The following is a 23,223-nucleotide window of genomic DNA, read 5'->3' as shown; positions in this document are numbered from 1 at the left end:
TCCTCACTTCACTTTCTACAAAAGGCGTAAGTCGTCTATCCACGAATCGGACAGCGCGAACCCGCCCGTAAAACGGGCGGCGTTCTGTGTCGATATCTCCGCGCGCTCCAAATGACGTCACGACCCCGCTTCAGTCTGTACGTCAACAGGATACATCAATGCGCGTTAACGCTTTTTTGCTGTTCCATCACCTTCTGGTGGGATGGCAACCACAGCGCAATGACGAAGTTCACAATCGCAATTGCAAACATGACAATAAAAATCAAATGGATGGCATGCGCCAACGTCTGGTGAACCACATCCACCAATTGCGTCGGAATCTTGGTGCCTCCACTCGTCCCCGCATCACTGATTAGTTGATTCAAATCGTGCGCGTTCACCGATTTTGGCAAGTGACTTTGCGCATACGAAGCGGTTGCGGTGTTGAATATTGTACCAAAAATCGTGACGCCAACCGTTTGCCCCAAGGAGCGGACAAACGTATTCGAAGCCGTAGCTGCGCCCCGCATTTGCCAACCTACCGCAGACTGAATCATGACGGTTGTGGGGGTAATCGAGTAACCCATACCAAACCCCACAACAATCATCAGCCCGACGAAGTACCAATACGGGGAATGTAAAGAAATCGCCAGTGTCCACGCTCCACCAAGGACCACGAGCACTGCGCCGACCATTGTCGTAGCCTTCGTCCCCATCTTGTACATGTACCGGCCAGCCAAGGTTGATCCCAACGGCCACGCAATCGACATCGGCATTAACGTAAGTCCGGAGTTCGTCGCACTATGCCCCAAGATGGACTGAATCCACATCGGCAGATAAACATTTGCGCCAATCAAGACAAAACTCAAGAGAAACCCAATCACATTCGAGACGGCGATCACCGGAAGACTAAATAGCGAGAGCGGGAGCATCGGCTCTTGCACCTTGGATTCAATCCACACAAAGAGTGCAAGAAACACCAAAGCCCCAACAAACAAACCAATAATCGTCACTGAATCCCAGGCATACGCGTCCCCGCCATTCAACAACGCATACAAGAGCGCAGAGATGCCAAGGGTGAACGTAATCGCACCCCAATAGTCAATTCGTTTCGACTTGCGTTCATAGCTTTCGTGTAAGAAAGAAAGTACCAGAATGAGCGAAATTGCCCCCACCGGCAGATTGATGTAAAAAATCCAGCGCCACGAGATGTTATCTACGAAAAGTCCGCCGACGAGTGGCCCTAATAGACCCGCAACGCCCCACACAGCGCTGAAGACACCCTGCATACGCGCGCGTTGTTCACCGGGAAATAAATCGCCAATAATCGTAAACGTGACAGGCATCACCGCACCTGCGCCAATCCCCTGAAACGCGCGAAACCAGATGAGCTGTGGCATCGATTGCGCTAACCCGGACAGCATCGAGCCAACCACAAACAAGATGACACCGATGGTGAACACGACCTTACGGCCAAATAAATCGGATAACTTCCCATAAATCGGCGTCGTTACACACGTAGTCAATGTGTAAATGGCAAACACCCAACTATACAAGTTGAGCCCGCCCAGTTTGCGGGCGATATCCGGCATCGCCGTACTGACGACTGTAACGTCGATAGCGACCAGAAAAACAGCGACGAGCATTGCAATCGTCACCATTCTTCGGTTCGTTGTCTTCTGCATGCACTATCCATCCTTAACCGTAAAATCGATACTTGATGAAGCCTTTCAACCATAAAAAAAGAACCTCTGTATTCAGGAGTCCATCCTTCCAATACATGTATCTACCCAAGCCAGCTTCGCTTCACAGATGGTCAACTCATAATCGAGCACGTTCAAAATATGCGGACGCTCAGCCTCAGAGATGGAAGACGCCTTACGAACGTGTTCAGCGTGTGCTTCCAAGCCACCAGCTTCCACTTCGAGGAAAACTTTGTACTGACGAAGAATCTCAAGTTGCATATCGTGGCTTAAGTGATGAAATTTGCTAAGTTTGATGCGAAATAGGTCCTCTGTCTCCTGATTGTGTTCAAACGGACGACGAACGAGGCGATAAAACTCCGCGTCCCCTGCCGCGGTAATTTGATAGACCTTCCGCGGTTTCCCGCGACTAGACTCCCCTAGTTGTGGAATCTGTTGAATCAGGCCCTCTTCCTCCAACCGTGCGATAACCGAATATAACGTGCCCCAACTGACCTGCCGCAAGGGACCCAGTGTCTGTGAGAGAATCTGGTGAAGTAGGTAGCCATGCATGGGGCTATCCTTTAATTCGCCGAGAATAAACAACTCGTACAACACATTCCCCCTCCTGAATATGAATTGAACGATAAATTTTATACCGTTTCATTATAACAGTACGATATATCATAGACACGTTCAATGAACATACCATCACCCCATCGCCCGCGCACTCGCCCAGTCAATGACCTCCACGACGGTACGTAGGCCTAGTCTCTGACACAACACGATTTCCCGTCTCCACACTTCGGCTGTCATCCGCACATCCGCGTCCGCCTGATGTCGCCCCTGCACAGGAACACCCAACCAGGCACACGTCTCATCCAAGGTAGGCACCCGCGGCAATCGACCTAAAGCCTGTGCCACAACCGCCGTGTCAATGACAATCGGACGCAATTGCAGCTTCCACAACTGACGAGCATGCCGCCCAAGAAACGAAAGCTCATGTCGCGCGTGGTGAGCAATCCACACGCGGTTGAGCGACATCGACAGCGCCTCCTCCAAAACGTCGCGCAAGTCGCGCCCCCCCTGGACAATTTCCGGAGACAAGCCGGTGATATCCCAGATGGTTTGAGGTACGCGCGAGACATCTGGATGTCTCACAAACTGATAGAAAAAATGAGAGAAGTCATCTAACCCGGTCATACAACCTGCCGCAAGGGATAGCACAAGGTCGGTCTGCGCGGAGAATCCGCTGGTTTCGATATCAATGACAAAGTACTGTGCATCCGAGAGGGCTGATTCCCAGACGCGCTGTGCGCTGGTTCCAACCGTCGGTACAGAATTGAGTCCGCTCGCATCCTCGCCTCGATTCGCCCCTCGAAACCACCTCACATTGCTTCACCTCGGTTTTCGAAACATGCGGTGTACAAAGCGCTCCAACTCGCGCACAGCCCGCAGGTGCTCAATCGTCAGCGTGCGCTCCGCCTCTCTAAGCGTCGACCAGACAATCTTGTCGGTCGGCACGGTGCCGCGCAGCACGTCTGTCGCTTGCGCGCGGAGACGAAGCTGCCAACCATGCGTCAACGCCAACTGAACGCGAGAAGCCAGATCTTCCGCTAGCTGACCGCCCGCTGCAAGTGCCCTTAATCGTTCACGTGTGTTTAGATGCTGAACTTGATAAACAATTGCCAACAGGCGGACGGCGTGAACAACTGGGTTGATGAGGCCCTCCTTGATCTGAAGATATTCAACATCCTCAATTCGCTCGGTCTGCACATGGCCAAATCTCGATAAAGGAACTGTGTTGTGAATTCCGAGATGAGCCATTTCCCAACAAATAAACGGCGAATTCCGAATCCCCTCATAGGCGAGTGCCGCAACAGGCCACCACGCCTCAAAATCAAACAGTGGGCAGCCGTCTATCATCATGAATAAATATCTGACATTTTCCCAGTCTGGATAGCTCAAATATTGCTCGATCCGCCGTTGCCAGTCGACGATTGAGCCAATCCAGCGCGGATTGGTGCCCATGACAAACCCTTGACAAGGGGGGAATCCAAAGTCAACCACCCCTCGAATAAAGCGATGTAAGGCGTCGAAGACGTCCTCCCCATTCACTCGGCCCGTTGTCACGATTGCGTAATCCAAGTCGCTATAGAGACTATCTTCCCCGCGTCCGCCAGAACCAAATCGGATGTACTGCAGATGTGGCAATAGCTGTTCTGGAATATAGTGCGCCCAGGCCGACTGTAATGCGTGTTGCCTGACGAATTGATAATGCTTGATCCAGATATCTACTGACCCGCCATCGTTCAGCCAAGCTAACGTAACCTCCGCCACGGCCTGCGTCCATTCTTTTCGCCGATGATGCCCCTCGGGTATCTCCAACCAGTTTACATCGAATTGCGGGAAGGCGAGCATACGCAGCCCTCCTTTCTCGTCACCAGCATCACGTCAGACTTTGGGCAAAACATGGAGTTTGCAGCTATGATAACACGCTCGTACCACTTCAATATGGTCAGAAACCTCGTTGTGGCATATGATGAAAGTGAGTATAGGCAACCCATTTTGGCTCTCCCTCGCGCTCACCACTCTCTTCTCCTGTGGAGGCTACATAATGATAAACAATATCGATAAGGCAACCATTCTTCAGCGAGCCATAGAAGCGAACGTTCGCTACGTCCGTCTACAATTTACAGATTTACACGGGTCGTTGAAAAATGTCGAAATCCCGGTCGATCAATTGCGTCAAGCACTGGACGGCAACATCATGTTTGACGGTTCATCCATTCACGGGTTTGTGCGAATTGAAGAATCGGACATGTATCTGCAGCCGGACTTATCGACTTGGTTATTGCTCCCGTTCGCCCCAGATGGCACGACTATCGCTCGCCTCATCTGCAATATCTGCCTGCCCGACGGCACCCCATTTTCGGCGGATCCTCGGGGCATCCTGCAGCGCGTAATGGATGAAGCCAAAACGTTCGGCTTCGATGACTTTCAAATCGGCGCTGAGCTGGAATTTTTTCTCCTGAGGTTGAACGCATCCGGGAAACCCAGTACCTCCCCGAATGATTACGGCGGATACTTCGACATCGCCCCAATGGACGCGGGCGAAAATTGCCGTCGCGACATTGTGCTCACCTTGGAACAAATGGGCATCGACGTCTTGTCGTCGCACCATGAAACAGCACCTGGGCAACACGAGATTGATTTGCCGCCCACAGACGCGCTGACGGCCGCAGATAGAATTGCGACATTGAAAATGGTGGCGCGAACCATCAGCCGCACACACGGGCTGCATGCCACGTTCATGCCAAAACCGCTGCAAAACGAGGACGGCTCCGGCCTCCACTGCCATTTATCCCTACACCACAATGGTAAAAACGCGTTCTATCATCCGGACGCCGTGTATCACCTCAGTCCCATCGGCACTGCATTCATTGCTGGGTTGTTATTTCACGCCCCCGCCATCACAGCCATCAGTAACCCATTAGTCAACAGTTACAAGCGGTTGATTCCCGGGTATGAAGCACCAGCCTATGCGTTTTGGTCAACCAAGCATCGCATGCCGTTTGTCCGTGTCCCAACCACGCTTGACGACAGCACACAGATAGAACTGCGTTCACCGGACGCCGCTTGTAACCCATACCTGACGTTTGCGGCCATCCTGAAAGCCGGATTGGACGGAATTCGAAGTCAACTTCAACCGCCGCGCCCCGTCGACAGTTCGGTCACAGGCATGTCTGAGGACGAGCGTTTCCAACATCAAATTGTGCCACTGCCGGCCAATCTTGAAGCGGCCATCCACGCCCTCGAGGAAGATGAGATGATTCAAGACGCATTGGGCTTACACGCGTTTTCACACTACATTCAGGCCAAGTTGGTGGAGTGGGAACAGTATCGAGCCACCGTGCACCCTTGGGAGTTGGACAACTATTTAGCACACTATTAATCCGTGAAATACACGGCTTCATGCAGGAAAGAGGCCTGACACACCGCGTGCCAAGCCTCCCTTATCCGTTTCTCTATCCATTTCGATTCCGTTCCATTTCCCTAAACCCACGATTGATCTATTGATGCGAAAAGGCAGCTGCCCAAGCGCTGTATGCGCGCCTACACAGTTCCTTCCAGCAAATTATTTCCCAGAAAACGGCGTCGTGTGATCTCCGAACAGGTGCTTGATTTCAGCTGGTGGAATCGATTCAGGATAAGCCGACTCGTTGTGCAGCGCAACGTCGAGGCCCATAATTTCCTCTTCCTTCGTGACGCGAAGCCCCATCACCAAATCCACAATCTTGAGCAAAATGTACGTACCGACGCCGGAGAACACCCAGGTTGCAACCACACCAATCAATTGCAGCAACAGTTGATAGGGGTGTCCTGCGAACAATCCATTCGATCCGGCCGAGTTGACCGTCGTGGTCGCAAACAGCCCAGTGGCAAGCGCTCCCCAGGTGCCACCAATCCCGTGGCCGCCGAAGGCGTCCAACGCATCGTCGTAACCCAGTTTCTGCTTCATAAAAGTCGAGGCGAAGTAGCAGATTGCACCGCCCAACAAGCCGATGACAATGGCGCCACCCGGCGTGACAAACCCGGCAGCCGGCGTAATCGCCACCAATCCGCCAACGGCACCCGCACAAGCGCCGACCAACGTAAAGTGACCCGTTCGAATCCGCTCTACGATGAGCCAGCCAATGGCTGCGGCAGCGGTCGCGGTGTTGGTCGTCATGAAGGCGTTGGCAGAAACGAAGTTTGCGCCCAATGCACTACCGGCGTTAAACCCGAACCAACCAAACCACAGGAGTGCGGTACCTAAGAGCACAAAGGGCACACTGTGCGCTCGGATGGACGGAGATCCATGTTCTGCGCGCCGACCGAGGTACAAGGCCGCCACCAATCCAGCCACACCAGACGAAATGTGGACGACTGTGCCACCTGCGAAATCGAGGATGCCCAGGCTATGGAGCCAGCCACCAGCACCCCATACCCAGTGGGCGAGCGGATCATAGATAAAGGTTGCCCACAGGACAATGAAAAGCACAAACGACGAGAATTTCACACGTTCGGCCAAGCCACCGACAATCAGTGCAGGCGTGATGATGGCGAACATCATCTGGAAGATGCTAAACACCATGCTCGGTATGGTACCGGCGTAATCGGAGTCAGGCGCCGCGCCAACCCCGTGCAGCAAAAACCACTGCAGCCCGCCGAATAGACCATGAACATCCGGGCCGAACGCGATACTGTAACCAAACAGCACCCACTGAACAGAGACAATCAAAATGACTGCGACAATTTGAAGCATCGTGGTAATCACGTTCTTTGCCCGAACGAGTCCACCATAGAAAAACGCCAAACCAGGTGTCATAATCAGAACAAGTGCGGAAGAAGCCAAAATCCAAGCCGTGTCTCCTGTGTCAATTTTGGTGGTCGTGTCAGCAAACCCAACACATGGAACCAGAAGTACGCCGAACAGGGCACTCAAAAAGGCAACAATCTTGGTCCTCACGGTGTACCGCATCTACTCGCCCCCACTCCACTAACTAAATTTTCTTACTACACTACTTGTGAAAAAAACTGCCGTCAATAAAGTATGTAAGCTTCTCTGACATAGATTAAAAATAAATTCGATCGCGCACGAGGTAGCGGCCGATGTCGAAAATCGACGAACCCATCCATTCACCTTGGATTGGATGACATGCTCATGATTCGGGAACGATACTGGCAAAGTGACCATAACGAGGTGATTGGATATGGCAGAGAGCAGTCAGTCGAATGAAAAAGCCGTGTGGGAAGCATATCTGAAGATGTGCAAACAGGAAGGCAAAGAACCGTCCGCGAAGGACTTTGCCGCGTGGGCAAAAACGCTGCTGGCGAGGCTGTGAGTCTCGCCGCCAACCTTTGAATCAAAAGTCAGCTCGCGGCGACGCGCAAAAAAAAAAAAAATAGCAAGCCCTGCATCCTTCGACAGCATCTGACCTGTCAGTCATGCTAGACTCTCAGCGAAATTGGCAATTATCCCTTTCAGATACCAGGTTCAAACTGGACTGTGCCATTTTGTGAGGTGTCATCGATGCGTTTTCGGATGATTCAAAGGTTCTTGCTAACTTGTTTGTCTATCGTATTTATGCTTGTACCCGGAAAGATTACCGAGCAGCATGTGCTTCCAACCATTCCTGTTGCAGATGCGAGCACCGCCGCCGTCACGACACCACCACGCGATATTCATCTATCCCAACTTCAGCACCGGCACGTCATGCCGACCATCCGTGACAAGTCGGTGAAACCCGTGCGCCCGACGCTCGAGGTCGGCACGCACGGGACCGCGGCACTGTGGTTAAATGAAGCGCTGGCGACACTGGGTTATCTGCCGGTGACATTTACCGCTTCAGCGACGAGCGGCGTATCCACGAGCACCGTCGGTCAAACCTTGGCAGGGGCGTTGAATGACGCGCAGTTACAGCCGCTTTCCGGCACCTGGACGTGGCAAGCCTCTTATCCAAGTACGCTCGTAGATCTTTGGAATCCAAATACAGTTTCTGTCATCACGCAAGGGGCTATCATTCGCTTCCAGGCTGACAACCACCTCGCCGTCGACGGTGTGGTCGGCCCACAAGTGTATCAGGCACTCCAACAAGCCTTACAACACGGCGCACCCACTTTCCATCCATATACGTACGTCACTGTGTCAAAATCGCTGCCAGAACATCTCGACGTGTGGCAAAATGGTCAGAAAGTCTTCACGACACCAGCGAACACAGGTATCGCGTCGAGCCCCACGCCAACCGGCACGTGGCCGGTGTATGCACGTCTTGTCTCTCAAACCATGCAAGGGAAAAACCCAGACGGCAGCACCTATCTCGATCCAAATGTGCCCTATATCAGCTACTTTTACCAGGGATGCGCAATTCACGGGTTTCCACGCGCATCGTATGGCAGCCCACAAAGCCTAGGCTGCGTCGAATTGCCCATCGATGCAGCGAAGACAGTATACGGCCTGATTGGATACGGAACCCTTGTCTCCATTGGGTCGTGACGCGCACACTACCGTGGGATGTTCCGATAAAACGCACAGTCGCGCCCAAACGTATTCCAATCATTCATGTCGTGTTCGATCAAGAACCACTTGATGAGACCCACGACAAGATCACATGGATATCCCACGTCGGCAAATTTTTTGCCAATCGACACAAGTTGCTGCGGCTTGAATTCTGTACACGCGTATACCGCGTCAATCAAGGTCATTAGTTTTGCGTATTGTTTTGGGTTGGCATCCCGTTTCAATCGAAGATCATCATAGATATGTTCGTATTTCGGAGTTTTGGAGCGGCCAAATCGATGCCCATCGACCTCTATCCGAAAATCGTTGCCATTTCGGCGTCCCGGCCGCACAATCCACAGTGTGCTGCCATCCGCCATCGTCTCGACGCAGTATCGATAGCGTGACGTTTTGTCCTGTTTGCCCTCCCCTGGCTCTTCATTGGCGAAGTAGAGGAGCAGCCGTTTGCGGATGGCTAGTCGGCTAAGTCCACTTCGAAACGGTTGAATGTCAATTTCTCGGTATACATACTCTGCCACTCGTCAATGACTCCCTTACGCTGTTCAATGTTGTCATTGTAACGAGCCGCCGCACATGTGTCGATCACGACCGCGACATTTGTCCTTTACTTCTTCGTATAAGGTGCTAAAATTTGATTTGACTGTAAATTTAGACTCCTGTGTATCTTCCGTACAAACTGGCACAGGAACACACCTTACCGTGAAAGGAGGTTCGCCCAATGGACAACACCACCCCGCGCAAGAAAGGCAGCCCATGGTGGTATTTGCTGATTCTCGTGCCACTGATCGGAACGCTCTTCCCTGCGTTTTATTCGTCAGTATCACCAGAGCTGTGGGGCATTCCCTTCTTTTATTGGTACCAAATGCTATGGGTTATCGTCAGTGCGGCTGTCTCCGCAGCGATGTACCTGCTGTTGCGAGAGAACTAAAAAGAGATCGATTGTGGGAGGGGCCTTAGAACATGCAGTGGACAGCACTCGTCGTCTTTATCCTATTTTTTCTACTGGTTACCATTCTCGGTTTTTTTGCCGCCAGGTGGCGTAAGGGTGACCTCAGTAACCTCGAGGAATGGGGTCTTGCCGGCCGTCGTTTCGGCACAATGGTCACTTGGTTTTTAGTCGGTGGGGACATCTATACCGCATATACGTTTATCGCGGTTCCTGGGCTGATGTACGGCGCCGGTGCGCTGGGCTTCTACGCAGTCCCATATACCATTGTCGTCTATCCAATCTTCTTCATGATTTTGCCGCGCTTCTGGTCCGTCGCCAAAAAGCATGGATATGTAACCGTTTCCGACTTTATTCAAGGACGCTTTGACGATAGGCTACTCGCGCTCGCCATCGCACTGACAGGCATCGTCGCCACCATGCCGTACATTGCACTGCAGTTGACCGGTATGCAGGCGGTATTGGCAGCCATGGGCATCGGCGGTGAGTGGCCGCTCATCGTAGCGTTCATCATTCTCGCGCTCTATACCTATACCAGTGGGTTGCGGGCGCCCGCGATGATAGCAGTCGTCAAAGATTTAATGATTTACATCACGGTCATCGTGGCCATTATCGTCATCCCCATCAAGCTGGGTGGCTTCGGGAACATTTTTCATAGCGCCCAAACGGCGCTGGCCCATGCGGCGACGCCTGGCTCCATCGTCGCAACCCCAGCGCAGTACTCGATGTACGGAACGCTGGCCTTTGGTTCCGCTTTGGCACTGTTCCTGTATCCACACGCGATGACGGGCGTCTTCAGCGCCGATAGTCGAAAGACTGTCAAGCGGAATATGGCTTTGCTTCCAGCGTACTCATTTGCACTGGGCATCATTGCGCTACTCGGGTTCATGGCCCTTGCGGCAGGCATTCACACCAAAACCTCCAATGCTGCGGTACCGCTGCTATTCTTAAAAGAGTTCCCTAGCTGGTTTTCCGGGTTCGCCTTCGCCGCCATCGCCATTGGTGCCATTGTTCCAGCAGCTATCATGTCCATCGCAGCTGCAAATCTCTTTACGCGCAACATTTACCGCGCGTATTTCGTCAAGAACGCCACGCCTCAGCAAGAAGGTCGAGTGGCCAAAATTGTGTCTCTCGTCGTCAAACTAGGCGCGTTGGTCTTCATCATTGGATTCCCGCAACAATACGCTATCAGCATGCAGCAGGTGGGCGGTATCTTGATACTACAAACCCTCCCAGCGTTAATTTTCGGCCTATACACGCGGTGGTTTCACCGGCGGGCGCTGTTGGTCGGATGGTTGGCTGGTATCGCCTATGGCATCTACATGTGGTCGACGACCGGCTATAAGTCAACCACCTACACCTTACACCTGTTTGGCCAGGCCATTCCTGCGTACGCCGCCATCTGGGCACTCATCGTCAATGTCATCGTGACGGTCATTTTGACCCTGGTCCTGAATGCGGTAAGGGTAAGCCAAGGCGAGGACAGCACGACGGCCACCGACTACCAACTGGAGACAAACATCTAGTCCTCACAAGGCACGCCGTGTCGACGTCTACGCCAAAGAAGCAGGAGGCCGTTGTAGCCTCCTGCTTCTTTTTGACTCGCATGTGTCATCCCCGTCAACGCGCTTGTCACAGCGTTCGTCACAATTGATTGGAAAACGTGGTATAGAACTTTACCCAACCTTCAGCCATCCCCGGATTTTGTGCCACAACTGCAGGCACCCGCTCCGGCGCCTGCGCGCTGGCGTTCCGCTTGGATTTGCGCCGCCGGTTCACCGCTTTGACCTCATTCGTTGTGACAGCCGGTTCTTGACGCGAAGCCTCATCTGCAGCCTGTCCAGTTGGCGTCGATGTGATATCCGATGGTTTCATTACGCGCGTGACCTCCTCTTCACCTGGTCAATCTGTCACCCACTCGCGGCGCAACGCGAACAAATCTCGAAGTTCCGTCGATGACAGCTCGGTAATCCACTGTTCTCCGAGCCCAACGACATCCTCGCTCAACGCGAGCTTGCGCTCAATCATCTCGTCAATTCGCTCTTCCAATGTCCCCAGGGCGACGAACTTGTGCACTTGCACCCGCTTTGTCTGGCCAATGCGAAACGCTCTATCCGTCGCTTGATTTTCGATTGCCGGGTTCCACCATCGGTCAAAGTGAAATACGTGATTGGCCGCAGTGAGATTCAACCCAACGCCACCGGCCTTGAGTGACAGCACAAACACGCCAGGCCGACCGACACCATCATCACCCGACTGAAACGCCGAAATCATCTCGTCCCGCTTCGCCTTTTGTACGCCCCCGTGCAAAAACAACACAGGTTCCTCGAGAACCTCTTCTAACGCGCGTTGGAGCAATGTCCCCGCCTCGACAAATTGTGTGAACACGAGACATTGATCTCCCTCGGCGCGCAACTCCGACACCATCTCCACCAGTCGTTCCACTTTTGCCGATCTCGCCATAAAAGCACGCCCCTCACCGCCATCCTTCAGGACGAGTGACGGGTGGTCACAGATCTGTTTCAGCCGTGTGAGCGTCGCCAAAATGACCCCACGCCGCTCCATCGGCATGAGCGTGTCCAGCTTCTCCAGCATATCCTGCAACACCGATTCGTAAAGCGCCGCCTGTTCAGCCGTCAGAGGGACATAAACCTTCGCCTCGACCTTGTCCGGCAGATCCAACTCAATCCGCGGATCTGTCTTGACGCGACGAAGCAAAAATGGCCGCACCATCCGCTGTACCCGCCGGATCAGCTCGGCATCGCGCGTTCGTTCAATGGGCTGGACAAACCGCTCCGAAAACTTCCGAAGGCTCCCTAAGTACCCGGGATTGATGAAATCAAAAATCGACCACAGTTCCGTCAACCGGTTCTCCATGGGTGTCCCCGTCATCGCAATTCGGTGACTCGCTCGCAAGCGGCGAATCGCCTGTGACTGCTTCGTATGGGCATTTTTGATATTCTGCGCCTCGTCAAGGCAAATGGAATTCCACTCGACTTGTGTGAGGTCTTGCTCGTCCAAGTTGGCCAGCGTATAAGTGGTGATGACGATATCACTGGTCTTCACCTTCGATTCAAACGCCTCACCGTGCAAACGACTGGGGCCATAGTGGATATATATCCGCAAATCGTCTGGACCAAATCGCTCGAGTTCCTTCTGCCAGTTCCCCAACACCGACGTTGGGCAAATGAGCAGCGACGCCCCGTGTGGCATCAACGTTTGTGCAGATGCTGACTGTTCGCGCGCGTCAGCTGCGGCTTCCCGAATCGCAAGCAAGTAGGCGATATATTGTACCGTCTTGCCAAGTCCCATATCGTCTGCGAGACAAGCGCCAAAACCGTATTTGCGCAGCCAGAGGAGCCACGAGAACCCCTGCTTTTGATACGGCCGCAGTGCACCTCGAAACGTCTTCGGCACATCGTACACTGGGATTTCCACCTGCTGCTCCAGTGTGCGCATCATTTCGTACAAATGCTGGTTCAGTTCCACTTCGAACCCTTTGAGCACCGCTTCATCCCGGTCATCATCTGCAGTGGACGAATCTCCCGAAGCAGGCGATTCGGACATGAGATGCATCTCGATAACGTCCCGCAAACTCAAACCATTGCGCCGCGCCACGTGTTCTTTCAGCCGCTGCGCCCGGCGATAAAAATCGGGATCAATCTGTATCCAGTGCCCGCGAAACCGAACGAGTCGCTGTTTCTGCGCCAAAAGCTCGGCAAACTCCGCATCGGAAACGTCGATTTCGCCGAGAGCGTAACGCCAATCGAACGCAATCGTCTGATTTAGCCCGAACAAGGATTGCTGTGGCGAGCCGACCGTCGACCGGACACTGGCCTTCAGCCGCGGCGCTGCCCGTTGCACCTTTGCCCACCACGCCGGGACGAACAGCGGAACACCTGCGGCACTCAGCACCTGACTGGTCTCGCTGAGAAACGTAAACGCCAGATTTCCGTCGAGTTCGACGCGCAAAGTCTGCGCATCGTCGGCCGCACCGAAGTAGGAAACCAGTCGCCGGATACGATTCATCTGCGCATCAATCTTATCGCGAAACGGCAACCACGCGGGCGGCAAGCTGGAAACTCCGTCGTCGGCGACAGGAACCACATGGTCCACCTGAGCTTTGTCCTGTACAACAACCTGCAGTATCCAAATCTCCGCCTCGTCCTGTGCAGGTTCGACCAACTGCAGACCGACTCGAAATGGCGTTTGGTCTTGCATCCAACCAATTGCAGTCAACCAATCGGACTCGTCGACATACAAGTCCGCCAAGTGGAGTTCCGATGCAAGGCTATCCGACGCGATGGTAGCAAGGGATTCCTGTGCAGCAATGCCGGCTGCAGGTTCCAGGTTGGGATATTCTTGAAGCAACTGATGAAACGCATCTTGCAAATCCGAATTTGTCTCAATATGCTCGACAATCGCCTGATGCACCCAAGTATCCAGATAGTCAAGCGCGATTCGCGATGGTTCATCCAACTCGTTGGGCATGCGAAGACGCCAACGAAACTCTCCACGCAACCACGTCTGGTAGTCTGGCGCAAACCAGCCTTCGCGCAAGGCCTCCAGCAACTGCGCTGCCACCCGCTGCAACGTGGCGTAATCCGGGCGGTAATCAAGCTGTGCCCGGGCATTCGCCGTCCCTGAGCGAGCGAAGAAGCGAATCGCCGCAAGCGGCGACAAATAGATGCCCCGTAGCCCTTTCCACTCGGTGAATTCGCACAGGGTCCCGTAGTAACTGTCGGGATCCCACTGAAACAACTGAAGCGCCAAATCCTCTGCATCAACCGCTTCGCCATACTCCGTCTCTCCGTAGACCAAAAATCCGCGTGTTGGCAGCCATTTCGCCGAGACGATAATCACTGTTTCATCCCTCACCGTCACGTAATGACCCCCCGTTTGCGCATCTCGTCTTGCAATGCCCGGAGACGCGTGTATCGACTGGTGAACTGATTGAGAAAACGAACCCAATCGTCCTGTCGTTTCAGTTTCTTGTACAGTGTCGACAGCTTCTTGAGATGGCGAACTGCAACCTTATATGCCGCCCGGTTCTTCAATCGAATACAACGCTCCACAGCTTGGTGATACAGTGGTAACAGATACTCCGGTGCAGCCTTCTCGACATGGCGCAACGCTTCGCGTTCAATCTCATTTGGCATGCGCCCATTGAACAAACAATAGTCCACCCATGCACGATACTGCTCCGTCATGATATAAAACCGCGCGAGATACGAATGGGAAAGAGGCTCATTTTCAGTCAGAAACGCCTCACAGTCCGACCGCGCATCCCCGTGATGTTGCGCAACGACGACCCAGTTTTCGCTGAGCCTCCACGCATACCATTGACGCAGCTTCGCGTCGTCCAAAGAGATATGTTTTAACCATACATGTGCTCTCGCCCAAGCGCTCTGCCGCACCAACACGTCGAGGTTGATGAAATAAAACGCCGCCCTAAATTCCGCGTCCAGGCCATCCAGCAACGACCATGCTTTCGCATCGTCACCAGCCTTCGTATAAAAATAGGACAACATCAGTCGCACAGTTTCTTGCCGATTTTGAAGGTTATCAGCCTGGACATCTTCCCACCAAGCGATTTCCTCGGACAGCGACGGCACTTCTCCCAGCCAGTATTCGTAGACGAAACAGGCAGCTTGTAAAATCTGCACGTCTGGGGTTGTCTGCTGAACTAACCCCTCCCGAAGAAATTGAATCAAGCGTGCGTTCCACGCTGCATCGGCAGCGGCGCTTGACGCCCTAGTCGTGTCGAGCAACGAGGAGATGAGGCCCCCATACCGGCGCAATATCATCTCAAGCGTGCGCACGTAATAGTTGTCCGACAAACTTGCCCCTAGTAACGTCCCCGCCGTTTGCATGGCGTACAGATACAAAAGCAGTTCGAAACGCACCCTTGCATCGTCAGACCAAGTAGCACACACTTCCTTGGCGCGTTCAACGCGGTTATCCAGCGACAAAGCCTGGTGGTAAATCGTCTTCTCGTCCGCGTATCCAATCCCGTGCCGCAACGCGTTCAGCCAAGTGTCAAAATCGTCATCCTCCTGCAGTTTTGCGAGGACTTCAGGCTCTGGCGCCACGGGTGAAGTGGTATTCAGTGTCGGCACACCGCCCTGCTCGCCTGCCCGACTTGCCAAGAGTTTCGCAACAAACACCTCTGGACTTTGATACATCGCGTAGACCTCAAAAAACACAGCCGCCATGTGCTTGCAGATATCTTCATATGGACATGAACAGCGACTGCGCATGTGCACCCAGTCCAAATCCAGCGCCACATCGTAAAATTCGCTTCCTGTCACGTCGGCAACCAGCGTCCGTCCCACCATCTCGACGAACACCACCCGGCCTTCGTGATAGTAGCTCAAACCGCGATTCAATATGTGTTCTGGCATAGCTTTCAACAGTTGGTAGCCAAACTGCTCCAGTTCCGCCTCATCGATCACAACAGTCACACCCGCACTCCCCACTATCCGGTCATGTATTCAACCCATATTGTAACATGACCCGACCAACTCAATATGTGGATATATCTGTTGATATTTATCTTCCAATACGGATACCTCAAGCCATACCGCTATATTGCTAACTAACCGAGTGTTGTGTATTATCTGAACACAATGTCGTGGCGAGGTGTTAAGATGCAAGAACAACTGCGAAAAAATGGGCTTTCCTACCCTGAAGCCATTGGCGTCTCTGTCGCCATTATGGCGCCGACCGCGGCAATGGCGCTAAATGGTGCACTCGTCGCGGGCGTGTCGGGAGTGAGCGTCCCCCTGACGTTTCTCGTAGCCATGATTACGATTGGCCTCGTCTCCTATGCATTTATCAAGTTTAATCGCCAGTTTTCTAGTAGCGGTTCTGTCTACGCATTCACCACAGTCTCCCTGGGTCCGCGGATGGGTTTTCTCTCCGGATGGTCGCTCTTGCTCACCTATCTCGTCTTCACGGGTGCCTCCGCAGCGGAAATCGGTGCCTTCATGCAAAGTTTTCTGGCATTTGTTGGCCTCACTGTCGGGTGGTTGCCCATCGCACTCGTGAGTATTGTGCTGATTTGGCTGCTCGCGCTCTTCGACGTTCGCATTGGCGCCCGCGTCATGCTCCTGTTTGAAGGCATCTCCATTCTCCTGATTCTGATTCTCAGCGTGGTCATTCTGCGCCGAGGCGGCGCAGCCCATCATCTATCCGCGCTACCATTCACGCTAGCAGGGAATCACCTAGGGACGATTGGGCTCGCAGCCGTCTTCGCCTTCCTTTCGTTCGCAGGGTTCGAAGGGGCATCCAGCTTGGGTGAAGAAACGGCGAATCCCCGCCGGGCCATCCCGATTTCTATCGCATCCGCCGTGATCATCACGGGCGTATTCTATTTGCTGGTCAGTTACGTGCAATCCGTTGGCTTCGGATTGACCCCCGCAGGCGTGCATGCGTTCTCTGTATCCAGTGCACCACTAGGCGACTTGGCGAACACATACATGTCGTCCGGGTTCGCTGCCGCCATCATGTTTGGCGCAGCACTGTCGGCGTTCTCCAGTGCACTCGGTACAGCCACCACGGGATCACGCTTATTATTCGCCATGGGACGCGACGGGTTCATACATCGAGGCCTTGGGACAATTCATCGGAAATACCGGACACCGCATGTGGCGTTGACGGTCGTCATGGCCATTGGCTTACTGGAAGTCGTTGCCCTTGCACATCAGCCCGGCGCAAGCGTGTTTGGTTGGCTCGGGAGCATCGGCGTTCTATCCCTTTTGCTGGCGTATTTGGCGACCAATGTCGGCGCCATCATCTATTTCATTCGCAACGGCAGTTGGCGGGGAGCTGTGTTAATCGTGCCCATTCTCGCCACCATTGCACTGGTGTACACCCTCTACACCAACGTCTATCCGATTCCAACCGCACCCACGCGATACTTTCCCTATATGGTCATCGCGTGGATCATTGTCGGCGTCGGTATCGTCGTAACAAATCCGACCCTCGTTCGCAACCATCGCCAGACGCATCGCGCGGGAGAGCTTACACGCTCAAGAAGAGTTGTCCACAAGCGAGTGACGGATGACCTCCTGCACACAAAAGGGGACAATCCCGCAAGCGGATTGTCCCCAACGCCAAAGCAGCATAACGATTCGCTCTGTACATCCGATACGCACTCAGCTTCCGAGCAGCTTTAAAAACTCCCGCATAAATCCGGGCAAATCCGGCCACGCGTGACCGGAGACGAGGTTACCGTCAACATGCAGCGTTTCCGTGACGTACTTCGCGCCCATTCCCTCGACAGACGGCTTGCAAGCGATATACGCCGTCAAACTGCGGCCTTCCAGTTGGTCTCGAACAACTTCTAGGACTTGCGCAGCGTGGCAGATGGCGCCAATCGGCTTCTTCGCCTCGAAGAAATGTGTCAAAATCCGTGGGATGTGTTCGTCGAGCCGGATATATTCTGGCGCGCGACCGCCCGGGATGATAAGCCCATCAAACTGCTCCGGTTGAACATCGGCAAACGAAGTGTGCGCCTCTAATTGATATGCAGGCTTCTCCGTGTACGTGTCCCAACCGACGAAGTCGTGTACGACTGTATGCAGCGTCTTTTTCTTCGGTGCGGCGATGACCGCATCGACCTGCGCCTCCAACAGCCGATAGTAAGGATAATAGACTTCCAGTGCTTCCACGGCGTCTCCCGTGATAATGAGGACTTTTTTTGCCATGGCCACGTCCCTCCAATCCATCGTTACATTCTACAGTCCCATCGATTTCCTTATGCAACAAATTGCTTTGCGGCCGATAGGCTGGACTTGCTGCCGTAGTGCGGTGCGCTTGCTCACCACGGAATGGATGCTTCCAAACCGCAATCCGACAGTACCTGTTCCACTTCGCGCTTGATTTGACTGAGCGTCTGTGAATCCTTTGCCTCTGCGCGCAACACTAGAATAGGCTGCGTGTTCGAACTGCGTACGAGCGCCCAGCCCGATGGAAACTGAACGCGCGCCCCATCGACCGTGACGACAGGATGCTGCTTGGCGAAATGCTTCGTGACTGCCTCAATCATCAACGGTTTGTCTTCCTCTTTGCAGGCAACTCTGGTCTCCGGTGTCGCGACATACGAGGTGACGTCTGCAAAGAGTTCGGACAAGGACCGCTTCTCCTGCGACAAGATTCGGAGTAACCTGCCAGCTGCGTAGAGCGCGTCGTCAAATCCGTAATACTCGTCATTAAAGAACAGATGCCCGGACATCTCCCCGGTAAACGGTGCATTCGTCGCCCGCAGTGTGGCTTTAATATGTGAGTGTCCCGTCCGGTGAAAGCGCGGCTTGCCACCTAATCGCTCAATCTCATCAATCAGCGATTGTGAACACTTCACTTCTACCAACGCTTCGCAACCAGGATACTTAGGCAGAATTTCGCGCCAATACAAAATCATCAATTGGTCTCCCCAGCGAATTTCGCCCGTCTCGTCAACGACGCCCAGCCTATCGCCATCGCCATCAAAAGCGACGCCGAGGTCCGCCTGATGCGCACGTACTGCGGCCACTAGGTCGACGAGGTTCTTAGGGTCAACCGGATCTGGATGGTGGTTCGGGAATTCCGGGTTCGACTCACAATATAGGGGGATTACGTCACACCCCAAGCGAGCCAACGCCTCTGGTGCAAACGACGAGGCTGTACCATTTCCACAGTCGACAACGACCTTTAGGCGCCTGTCTCCAAGCCGAATTTTATCCGCCAGCATCTGCAAATAAGCGGGCTTAATGTCTATCTCCTCACTCAAATGCTCCATGACGCTAGGAATCTTTCCCGACACCATACTGGACTCAGCCACCATCTCTGCGTGCAGACTCCGCACCGCGTCACCGTAAATGGTGGTCTTGTCGACGGCGATTTTAAATCCGTTTTCGGACGGTGGATTATGGCTCGCCGTCACCATCACGCCGTCCGGAATCTGCAAATGTTCCAAGCTGTAGTAGAAAGCTGGCGTCGTCACTTCTCCAATGTCTTTCACCTGACAGTCAAGCGACGTCAATCCAGCGATGACGGCCTGGTGAAGCGCAGGCGAGGATGCGCGGTTGTCATGCCCCACTACCGCCTCACGGCGCCCACGCTGCAGTAAACGCCGCGCGAATGCACGCCCCAGCAAATAGGCGAAATGTTCGTCAATCTCCCGAAACGCCTCTCCACGGATGTCATACTCGCGAAATACGTGTTTTGGCAGCGTCAAGTTGTGCGTCATCGACATGGTTGCCATGAGAATGCCCTCCTTCTACCAATGCGTTATGATAAATGGCCTCCGTCAGTAGGTAAGAAAGGGTAGACTCCGCCCCTTGATTTGGGTTTAACCCATCCTCGTTAATTCCGTCGCAGCACCCTCCATCATCCGGGTCCGCGAGCGGCTGACCTGCATCATTCTCTCCGTAGAACCAAGCAACACACTGTTTAAGCACCGCTTGGTAATGAACCTCGCCAGTCACTTCGAATGCCTTCGCAGAGGCCAACGCCAATTTCATGACTTCTAGCGGCTGCTGATCCCAGACACTCGTGTGATTGGGCCCGGCCCAGCCTCGATTGCCAATCGGCCGTACAACGCCACCGGGTGTCATCCGCTCAATTAAAAATGCGAGGGATGTCTCGGCAATCGAGCGTATCTGTTCGTCTCCCAGCACCTGGTATGCACCAAACAAGGCCCATGGGAGTACGCCGTTGGCATATGTCATCGTCGGTTCAAACCAATGCCATTGCGGTGTTTGGTTGGTTGCGTATAACTGACACAGATGCTCGGCGAAATGTTGTACAACTTGCGGCAATTCCCGCTTTGCCCAATCGACAAACACATCATCACCCTGTGCTTCGTCCATCCGGGTGAGCAGCGTAGCTGCCGCAGACAGCGTATGTGCCATACCACGCGGGAATTGCAGTGCCGACGTCAGCGCAAACCCCCGTTGACAAACCTTGCGGATGGTCGGAATCCTGCGTTCGTCCGGGTGATCTAAACTGGCCACCGCCAGCGCCCAAAGCGTTCGGCCCTGGCAATCGTCCGAGGGCACTTCGGGCTCGAACGTCCGGTTGTAAAACACGTTATTGTGAAAGCGCCCATCCTCACCTTGAACCCAAATCAGGAATTCCAGGTACTTGTCGGCCAGTGAACACAAAAGCGGAATCGCTTCGTCGGCGTTCGTGCGTTTTGCATAGCGCATCCACTCAATACACAGCCACAAGGCCCGCGCATTGTCATCTGTCGAATAACCTTCCTTACGCCGTGGGATCTTCCCAAAAGCGTGCTCTAATAACCCGGTGTCGTCCGTAAGCCGCTGGAGGTGATCGAGCTTAACGGGTAGCAAGGAACATTTCGCTCCCTTCCACCGCGCGCCGCGCATCGATAAGGCTGCAAAACAGGTTCCAATGTGAAATCCCTACTCGTGCCCATTGCATCGAGCGTCCAATTTTTTGGATTTGCTGTTCGTAGGCACTTCGAACCGCATCTTGAGTCAGCATCCGGATCATTTCGCTCGACCATCTATCCGTATCGCCGTAGGGAATCAACAATGCCGGCAAATCCTTGAGCAAGTCGCGGGCATATGCGTACGGCGTACTCAAGACAGGGCGCCCGGCCCCCACTGCATACGCGAGTGTGCCGCTCGTAATTTGCTCCATACCCGGATACGGCGTGACATATAAATCACACGCGGTAATCAGTTCCGTGATATCCGTTTCCGTCATGTACCTATCCAGCATGATGACGTGATTTTGCAGCTGATGGTCGTCAATCATCTTGCGCAATTTATCTCGATAGGCTTCGCCGTGCTGTTTCACAATTTCCGGATGGGTCTGGCCCGCAATCACATACAACACGTTCGGGACCTCTTCCACCACGCGCGGCAGTGCTGCCAAGATAGATTCGATTCCCTTGCTCGGCCCCAAGAGGCCAAACGTGAGAATGACTTTGCGACCGTGCCACCCAAGCTCTTGGCGTAAAAGAGTTCGCGGCTTTGCAGACGGCCCCGGGGTGCCGTGCGGGATATACGATATCTTTTCAATCGGCACGCCATACGCGTCTCGCAGGTAGCCGACAGCTCGGCGGTTCATCACCGTAATATGTGCGCTCTGCCGAATCAACGCTTGCTGAATTTCCCGATAAGGGGACATGGGCTTTTCAAACACCGTGTGGAATGTAGTCACGAGCGGCTTCTGCAGCGCTCTCGCAAACTCCAACACGTGCTCACCAGCCTCGCCGCCGAAAATACCAAACTCGTGCTGAAGCGAGACAAGTTGAATCGAACTGTTATTAATCCGTTTGGCCAACCGCTCGTAATCCCACAACACGTCGCGACGCAGCAACCAATACGAACGGTTGTACATGTTTCTATCCTCATCCGCGCCGACGACAGCGACGACCTGATCGCGAAAATCGGCATTTTGCGCGGCTTGCTGTACACTCTGCCGCAAATGATGCGTATATGTCGCCAGTCCACACTTTTTCGGGACGTAGGTGCTCACGTAAGCAATCTCAAACATTATTGCATCACCGCCTCCAATTCTTCGCGCGCCGCTGTTTCACCGACAGTTACCGTAAACCCGTGGCCGACAATCGCACCCGACAGTTGCGTTCTCCCCTTGATGCGCGCCTTCGGCCAGATGACCGAGTTGCGAACGGAACAATCGGGTCCAATTACCGCCTGATCTCCAACCACCGTAAACGGTCCGACGGTGCTTCCATACTCGATCACTGCGCCATGACCGATAACCACTGGCGGCTCTATCCGCACGTTCGCTGCAATCTCGATGTTCCTGCCCATCCAGACGCCATCGCGAACCATTGGCGTAGACAGGCGAAGCGGGAACTTGCCGTCGAATACGTCGCGATGAACCTGGAGGTACCGCTCGTGAGTCCCCATATCCATCCAATAACCATGAATCGAGGTGCCATAGACGCCCATTCCGTTTTCGATAAGCGTCGGGAACGTCTCCCGCTCAATCGACGTTTCACGAGACTCAGGAATCCAATCGAGCGCGGCTTTCTCCATGACATAGATACCCGCGTTGATGAGATTGGACGGGGCTTCTTCCCGCCGCGGCTTCTCCACAAAGCGAATGATTTCGCCCAGCTTGGTCCGCTGTACCACACCGTACTGCGACGGATCCTCTACCTCCGTGAGGCCAATCGTAACCAACCCGCGGTGCCCTCGGTGAAACTCCAATAGCGGTTGTAAATCGATGTGATGAATGATATCTGCGTTAAAGACGAGGAATGTATCGCCGAGCATAGCTTGGGCATTTTTAATCGCCCCCGCAGTTCCGAGCAACTGTCGCTCATAGGCGTACTGGAGGTTGACGCCAAGCGACTCCCCGTCACCAAAGTAGGATTGAATTTTATCTGCGTGATACTTGACCGCAAGCACGATGTCTTCAATGCCCTGGTCACGAAGATGCACAATGAGGTGTTCAAGCCATGGTCGATGAAACACGGGTGTCATCGGTTTTGGAAGGTTTTCTGTCAAGGGGCGTAAACGTGTCCCAAGTCCTCCTGCTAACAACAATGCCTTCATTTTCATCCCCCC

Annotated in this window: 20 protein-coding genes; 6 read left to right on the top strand and 14 right to left on the bottom strand. The window is 53.7% G+C overall.

Features of this window, described 5'->3' with window-relative positions:
• Positions 1-155: 155 nt before the first annotated feature.
• The 4 genes from K1I37_RS00920 to K1I37_RS00905 form a co-directional block, all read right to left on the bottom strand.
• Positions 156-1,664 carry an MDR family MFS transporter gene (locus tag K1I37_RS00920; RefSeq protein ID WP_021295492.1) on the bottom strand — a complete coding sequence of 503 codons (1,509 nt, stop codon included), beginning with the start codon at positions 1,662-1,664 and terminating at the stop codon, positions 156-158.
• Positions 1,665-1,736: 72 nt separating this feature from the next.
• Entirely contained in the window at positions 1,737-2,276 is a 540-nt protein-coding gene (locus K1I37_RS00915; protein ID WP_152498731.1) for a PadR family transcriptional regulator, read from the bottom strand.
• 96 nt (positions 2,277-2,372) lie between these two features.
• The gene (locus K1I37_RS00910) at positions 2,373-3,053 is read right to left on the bottom strand and encodes an exonuclease domain-containing protein (protein WP_021295490.1); all 681 of its coding nucleotides are present in this window, start codon (positions 3,051-3,053) and stop codon (positions 2,373-2,375) included.
• 6 nt (positions 3,054-3,059) lie between these two features.
• Positions 3,060-4,082 (bottom strand): putative nucleotidyltransferase substrate binding domain-containing protein, encoded by a 1,023-nt coding sequence (locus K1I37_RS00905; RefSeq protein ID WP_021295489.1) that lies wholly within the window; start codon positions 4,080-4,082, stop codon positions 3,060-3,062.
• A 196-nt stretch (positions 4,083-4,278) separates the two neighbouring features.
• Here K1I37_RS00905 and glnA point away from each other — a divergent pair, with 196 nt between their 5' ends.
• Positions 4,279-5,616, top strand: coding sequence for a type I glutamate--ammonia ligase (glnA, locus tag K1I37_RS00900; protein ID WP_021295488.1), 1,338 nt, complete (start codon positions 4,279-4,281; stop codon positions 5,614-5,616).
• Positions 5,617-5,799: 183 nt separating this feature from the next.
• On the opposite strand, the gene K1I37_RS00895 is transcribed toward glnA, so the two are convergent.
• Positions 5,800-7,086, bottom strand: a complete 1,287-nt coding sequence (locus tag K1I37_RS00895) for an ammonium transporter (RefSeq protein WP_201766374.1) — start codon at positions 7,084-7,086, stop codon at positions 5,800-5,802.
• 331 nt (positions 7,087-7,417) lie between these two features.
• Between K1I37_RS00895 and K1I37_RS21450 the strand changes: the two genes are divergently transcribed.
• Together K1I37_RS21450 and K1I37_RS00890 are read left to right on the top strand one after the other, a co-directional pair.
• Complete coding sequence (locus K1I37_RS21450; protein ID WP_021295486.1) at positions 7,418-7,549, top strand: hypothetical protein; 132 nt, start codon at positions 7,418-7,420, stop codon at positions 7,547-7,549.
• 188 nt (positions 7,550-7,737) lie between these two features.
• On the top strand, positions 7,738-8,700 hold the full coding sequence (locus K1I37_RS00890; protein ID WP_021294958.1) for a L,D-transpeptidase: 963 nt from the start codon (positions 7,738-7,740) through the stop codon (positions 8,698-8,700).
• Between the two features lie 8 nt (positions 8,701-8,708).
• Here the strand turns inward: K1I37_RS00890 and K1I37_RS00885 are convergent, their stop codons facing one another.
• Positions 8,709-9,242, bottom strand: coding sequence for a hypothetical protein (locus K1I37_RS00885; RefSeq protein ID WP_021294957.1), 534 nt, complete (start codon positions 9,240-9,242; stop codon positions 8,709-8,711).
• Positions 9,243-9,442: 200 nt separating this feature from the next.
• On the opposite strand from K1I37_RS00885, the gene K1I37_RS00880 reads away from it, so the two are divergent.
• Complete coding sequence (locus K1I37_RS00880; RefSeq protein WP_021294956.1) at positions 9,443-9,652, top strand: DUF3311 domain-containing protein; 210 nt, start codon at positions 9,443-9,445, stop codon at positions 9,650-9,652.
• 32 nt (positions 9,653-9,684) lie between these two features.
• Positions 9,685-11,196 carry a monocarboxylate uptake permease MctP gene (gene mctP, locus K1I37_RS00875; RefSeq protein WP_021294955.1) on the top strand — a complete coding sequence of 504 codons (1,512 nt, stop codon included), beginning with the start codon at positions 9,685-9,687 and terminating at the stop codon, positions 11,194-11,196.
• 118 nt (positions 11,197-11,314) lie between these two features.
• Here mctP and K1I37_RS00870 read toward each other — a convergent pair whose 3' ends face one another.
• Genes K1I37_RS00870 through K1I37_RS00860 form a run of 3 tightly spaced genes read right to left on the bottom strand, consistent with a single transcriptional unit; the run spans position 11,315 to position 16,134 of the window.
• Complete coding sequence (locus K1I37_RS00870; RefSeq protein WP_021294954.1) at positions 11,315-11,545, bottom strand: hypothetical protein; 231 nt, start codon at positions 11,543-11,545, stop codon at positions 11,315-11,317.
• A gap of 27 nt (positions 11,546-11,572) precedes the next feature.
• A complete protein-coding gene (locus tag K1I37_RS00865; protein WP_021294953.1) occupies positions 11,573-14,554 on the bottom strand; it encodes a DEAD/DEAH box helicase in 2,982 nt (993 codons plus the stop codon).
• Positions 14,551-16,134: an SWIM zinc finger family protein gene (locus tag K1I37_RS00860; protein WP_021294952.1), complete on the bottom strand. Its 1,584-nt coding sequence runs from the start codon at positions 16,132-16,134 to the stop codon at positions 14,551-14,553. The genes K1I37_RS00865 and K1I37_RS00860 overlap by 4 nt, the downstream gene beginning before the upstream one ends.
• Before the next feature lie 186 nt (positions 16,135-16,320).
• Between K1I37_RS00860 and K1I37_RS00855 the strand changes: the two genes are divergently transcribed.
• Positions 16,321-17,850 (top strand): APC family permease, encoded by a 1,530-nt coding sequence (locus K1I37_RS00855; RefSeq protein WP_021294951.1) that lies wholly within the window; start codon positions 16,321-16,323, stop codon positions 17,848-17,850.
• Here the strand turns inward: K1I37_RS00855 and K1I37_RS00850 are convergent.
• The 5 genes from K1I37_RS00850 to K1I37_RS00830 form a co-directional block, all read right to left on the bottom strand.
• On the bottom strand, positions 17,830-18,381 hold the full coding sequence (locus K1I37_RS00850; protein ID WP_021294950.1) for a DJ-1/PfpI family protein: 552 nt from the start codon (positions 18,379-18,381) through the stop codon (positions 17,830-17,832). The genes K1I37_RS00855 and K1I37_RS00850 overlap by 21 nt on opposite strands.
• 113 nt (positions 18,382-18,494) lie before the next feature.
• A complete protein-coding gene (locus K1I37_RS00845) occupies positions 18,495-19,916 on the bottom strand; it encodes a phosphomannomutase/phosphoglucomutase (protein ID WP_021294949.1) in 1,422 nt (473 codons plus the stop codon).
• Positions 19,855-21,006, bottom strand: coding sequence for a YyaL domain-containing protein (locus K1I37_RS00840; RefSeq protein WP_021294948.1), 1,152 nt, complete (start codon positions 21,004-21,006; stop codon positions 19,855-19,857). Before K1I37_RS00840 ends, K1I37_RS00845 begins: the two co-directional genes overlap by 62 nt.
• On the bottom strand, positions 20,993-22,180 hold the full coding sequence (locus tag K1I37_RS00835) for a glycosyltransferase family 4 protein (RefSeq protein ID WP_021294947.1): 1,188 nt from the start codon (positions 22,178-22,180) through the stop codon (positions 20,993-20,995). The genes K1I37_RS00840 and K1I37_RS00835 overlap by 14 nt, the downstream gene beginning before the upstream one ends.
• Positions 22,180-23,211, bottom strand: coding sequence for a nucleotidyltransferase family protein (locus K1I37_RS00830; RefSeq protein ID WP_021294946.1), 1,032 nt, complete (start codon positions 23,209-23,211; stop codon positions 22,180-22,182). The genes K1I37_RS00835 and K1I37_RS00830 overlap by 1 nt, the downstream gene beginning before the upstream one ends.
• Positions 23,212-23,223 lie beyond the last annotated feature (12 nt).

It is taken from the genome of Alicyclobacillus acidoterrestris (assembly GCF_022674245.1).
Lineage (GTDB): Bacteria > Bacillota > Bacilli > Alicyclobacillales > Alicyclobacillaceae > Alicyclobacillus > Alicyclobacillus acidoterrestris.
Note: the sequence above shows the minus strand (reverse complement) of the source record. Positions and strands in the feature narration are given on the sequence as shown.

Excerpts from the sequence above, each read along its gene's own strand:
- glnA (WP_021295488.1), top strand. The coding sequence starts at position 4,279 with ATGATAAACAATATCGATAAGGCAACCATTCTTCAGCGAGCCATAGAA.
- K1I37_RS00830 (WP_021294946.1), bottom strand. The coding sequence starts at position 23,211 with ATGAAGGCATTGTTGTTAGCAGGAGGACTTGGGACACGTTTACGCCCC.
- K1I37_RS00845 (WP_021294949.1), bottom strand. The coding sequence starts at position 19,916 with ATGGCAACCATGTCGATGACGCACAACTTGACGCTGCCAAAACACGTA.
- K1I37_RS21450 (WP_021295486.1), top strand. The coding sequence starts at position 7,418 with ATGGCAGAGAGCAGTCAGTCGAATGAAAAAGCCGTGTGGGAAGCATAT.
- K1I37_RS00880 (WP_021294956.1), top strand. The coding sequence starts at position 9,443 with ATGGACAACACCACCCCGCGCAAGAAAGGCAGCCCATGGTGGTATTTG.
- K1I37_RS00920 (WP_021295492.1), bottom strand. The coding sequence starts at position 1,664 with ATGCAGAAGACAACGAACCGAAGAATGGTGACGATTGCAATGCTCGTC.
- K1I37_RS00835 (WP_021294947.1), bottom strand. The coding sequence starts at position 22,180 with ATGTTTGAGATTGCTTACGTGAGCACCTACGTCCCGAAAAAGTGTGGA.
- mctP (WP_021294955.1), top strand. The coding sequence starts at position 9,685 with ATGCAGTGGACAGCACTCGTCGTCTTTATCCTATTTTTTCTACTGGTT.
- K1I37_RS00890 (WP_021294958.1), top strand. The coding sequence starts at position 7,738 with ATGCGTTTTCGGATGATTCAAAGGTTCTTGCTAACTTGTTTGTCTATC.
- K1I37_RS00850 (WP_021294950.1), bottom strand. The coding sequence starts at position 18,381 with ATGGCAAAAAAAGTCCTCATTATCACGGGAGACGCCGTGGAAGCACTG.
- K1I37_RS00855 (WP_021294951.1), top strand. The coding sequence starts at position 16,321 with ATGCAAGAACAACTGCGAAAAAATGGGCTTTCCTACCCTGAAGCCATT.
- K1I37_RS00905 (WP_021295489.1), bottom strand. The coding sequence starts at position 4,082 with ATGCTCGCCTTCCCGCAATTCGATGTAAACTGGTTGGAGATACCCGAG.
- K1I37_RS00870 (WP_021294954.1), bottom strand. The coding sequence starts at position 11,545 with ATGAAACCATCGGATATCACATCGACGCCAACTGGACAGGCTGCAGAT.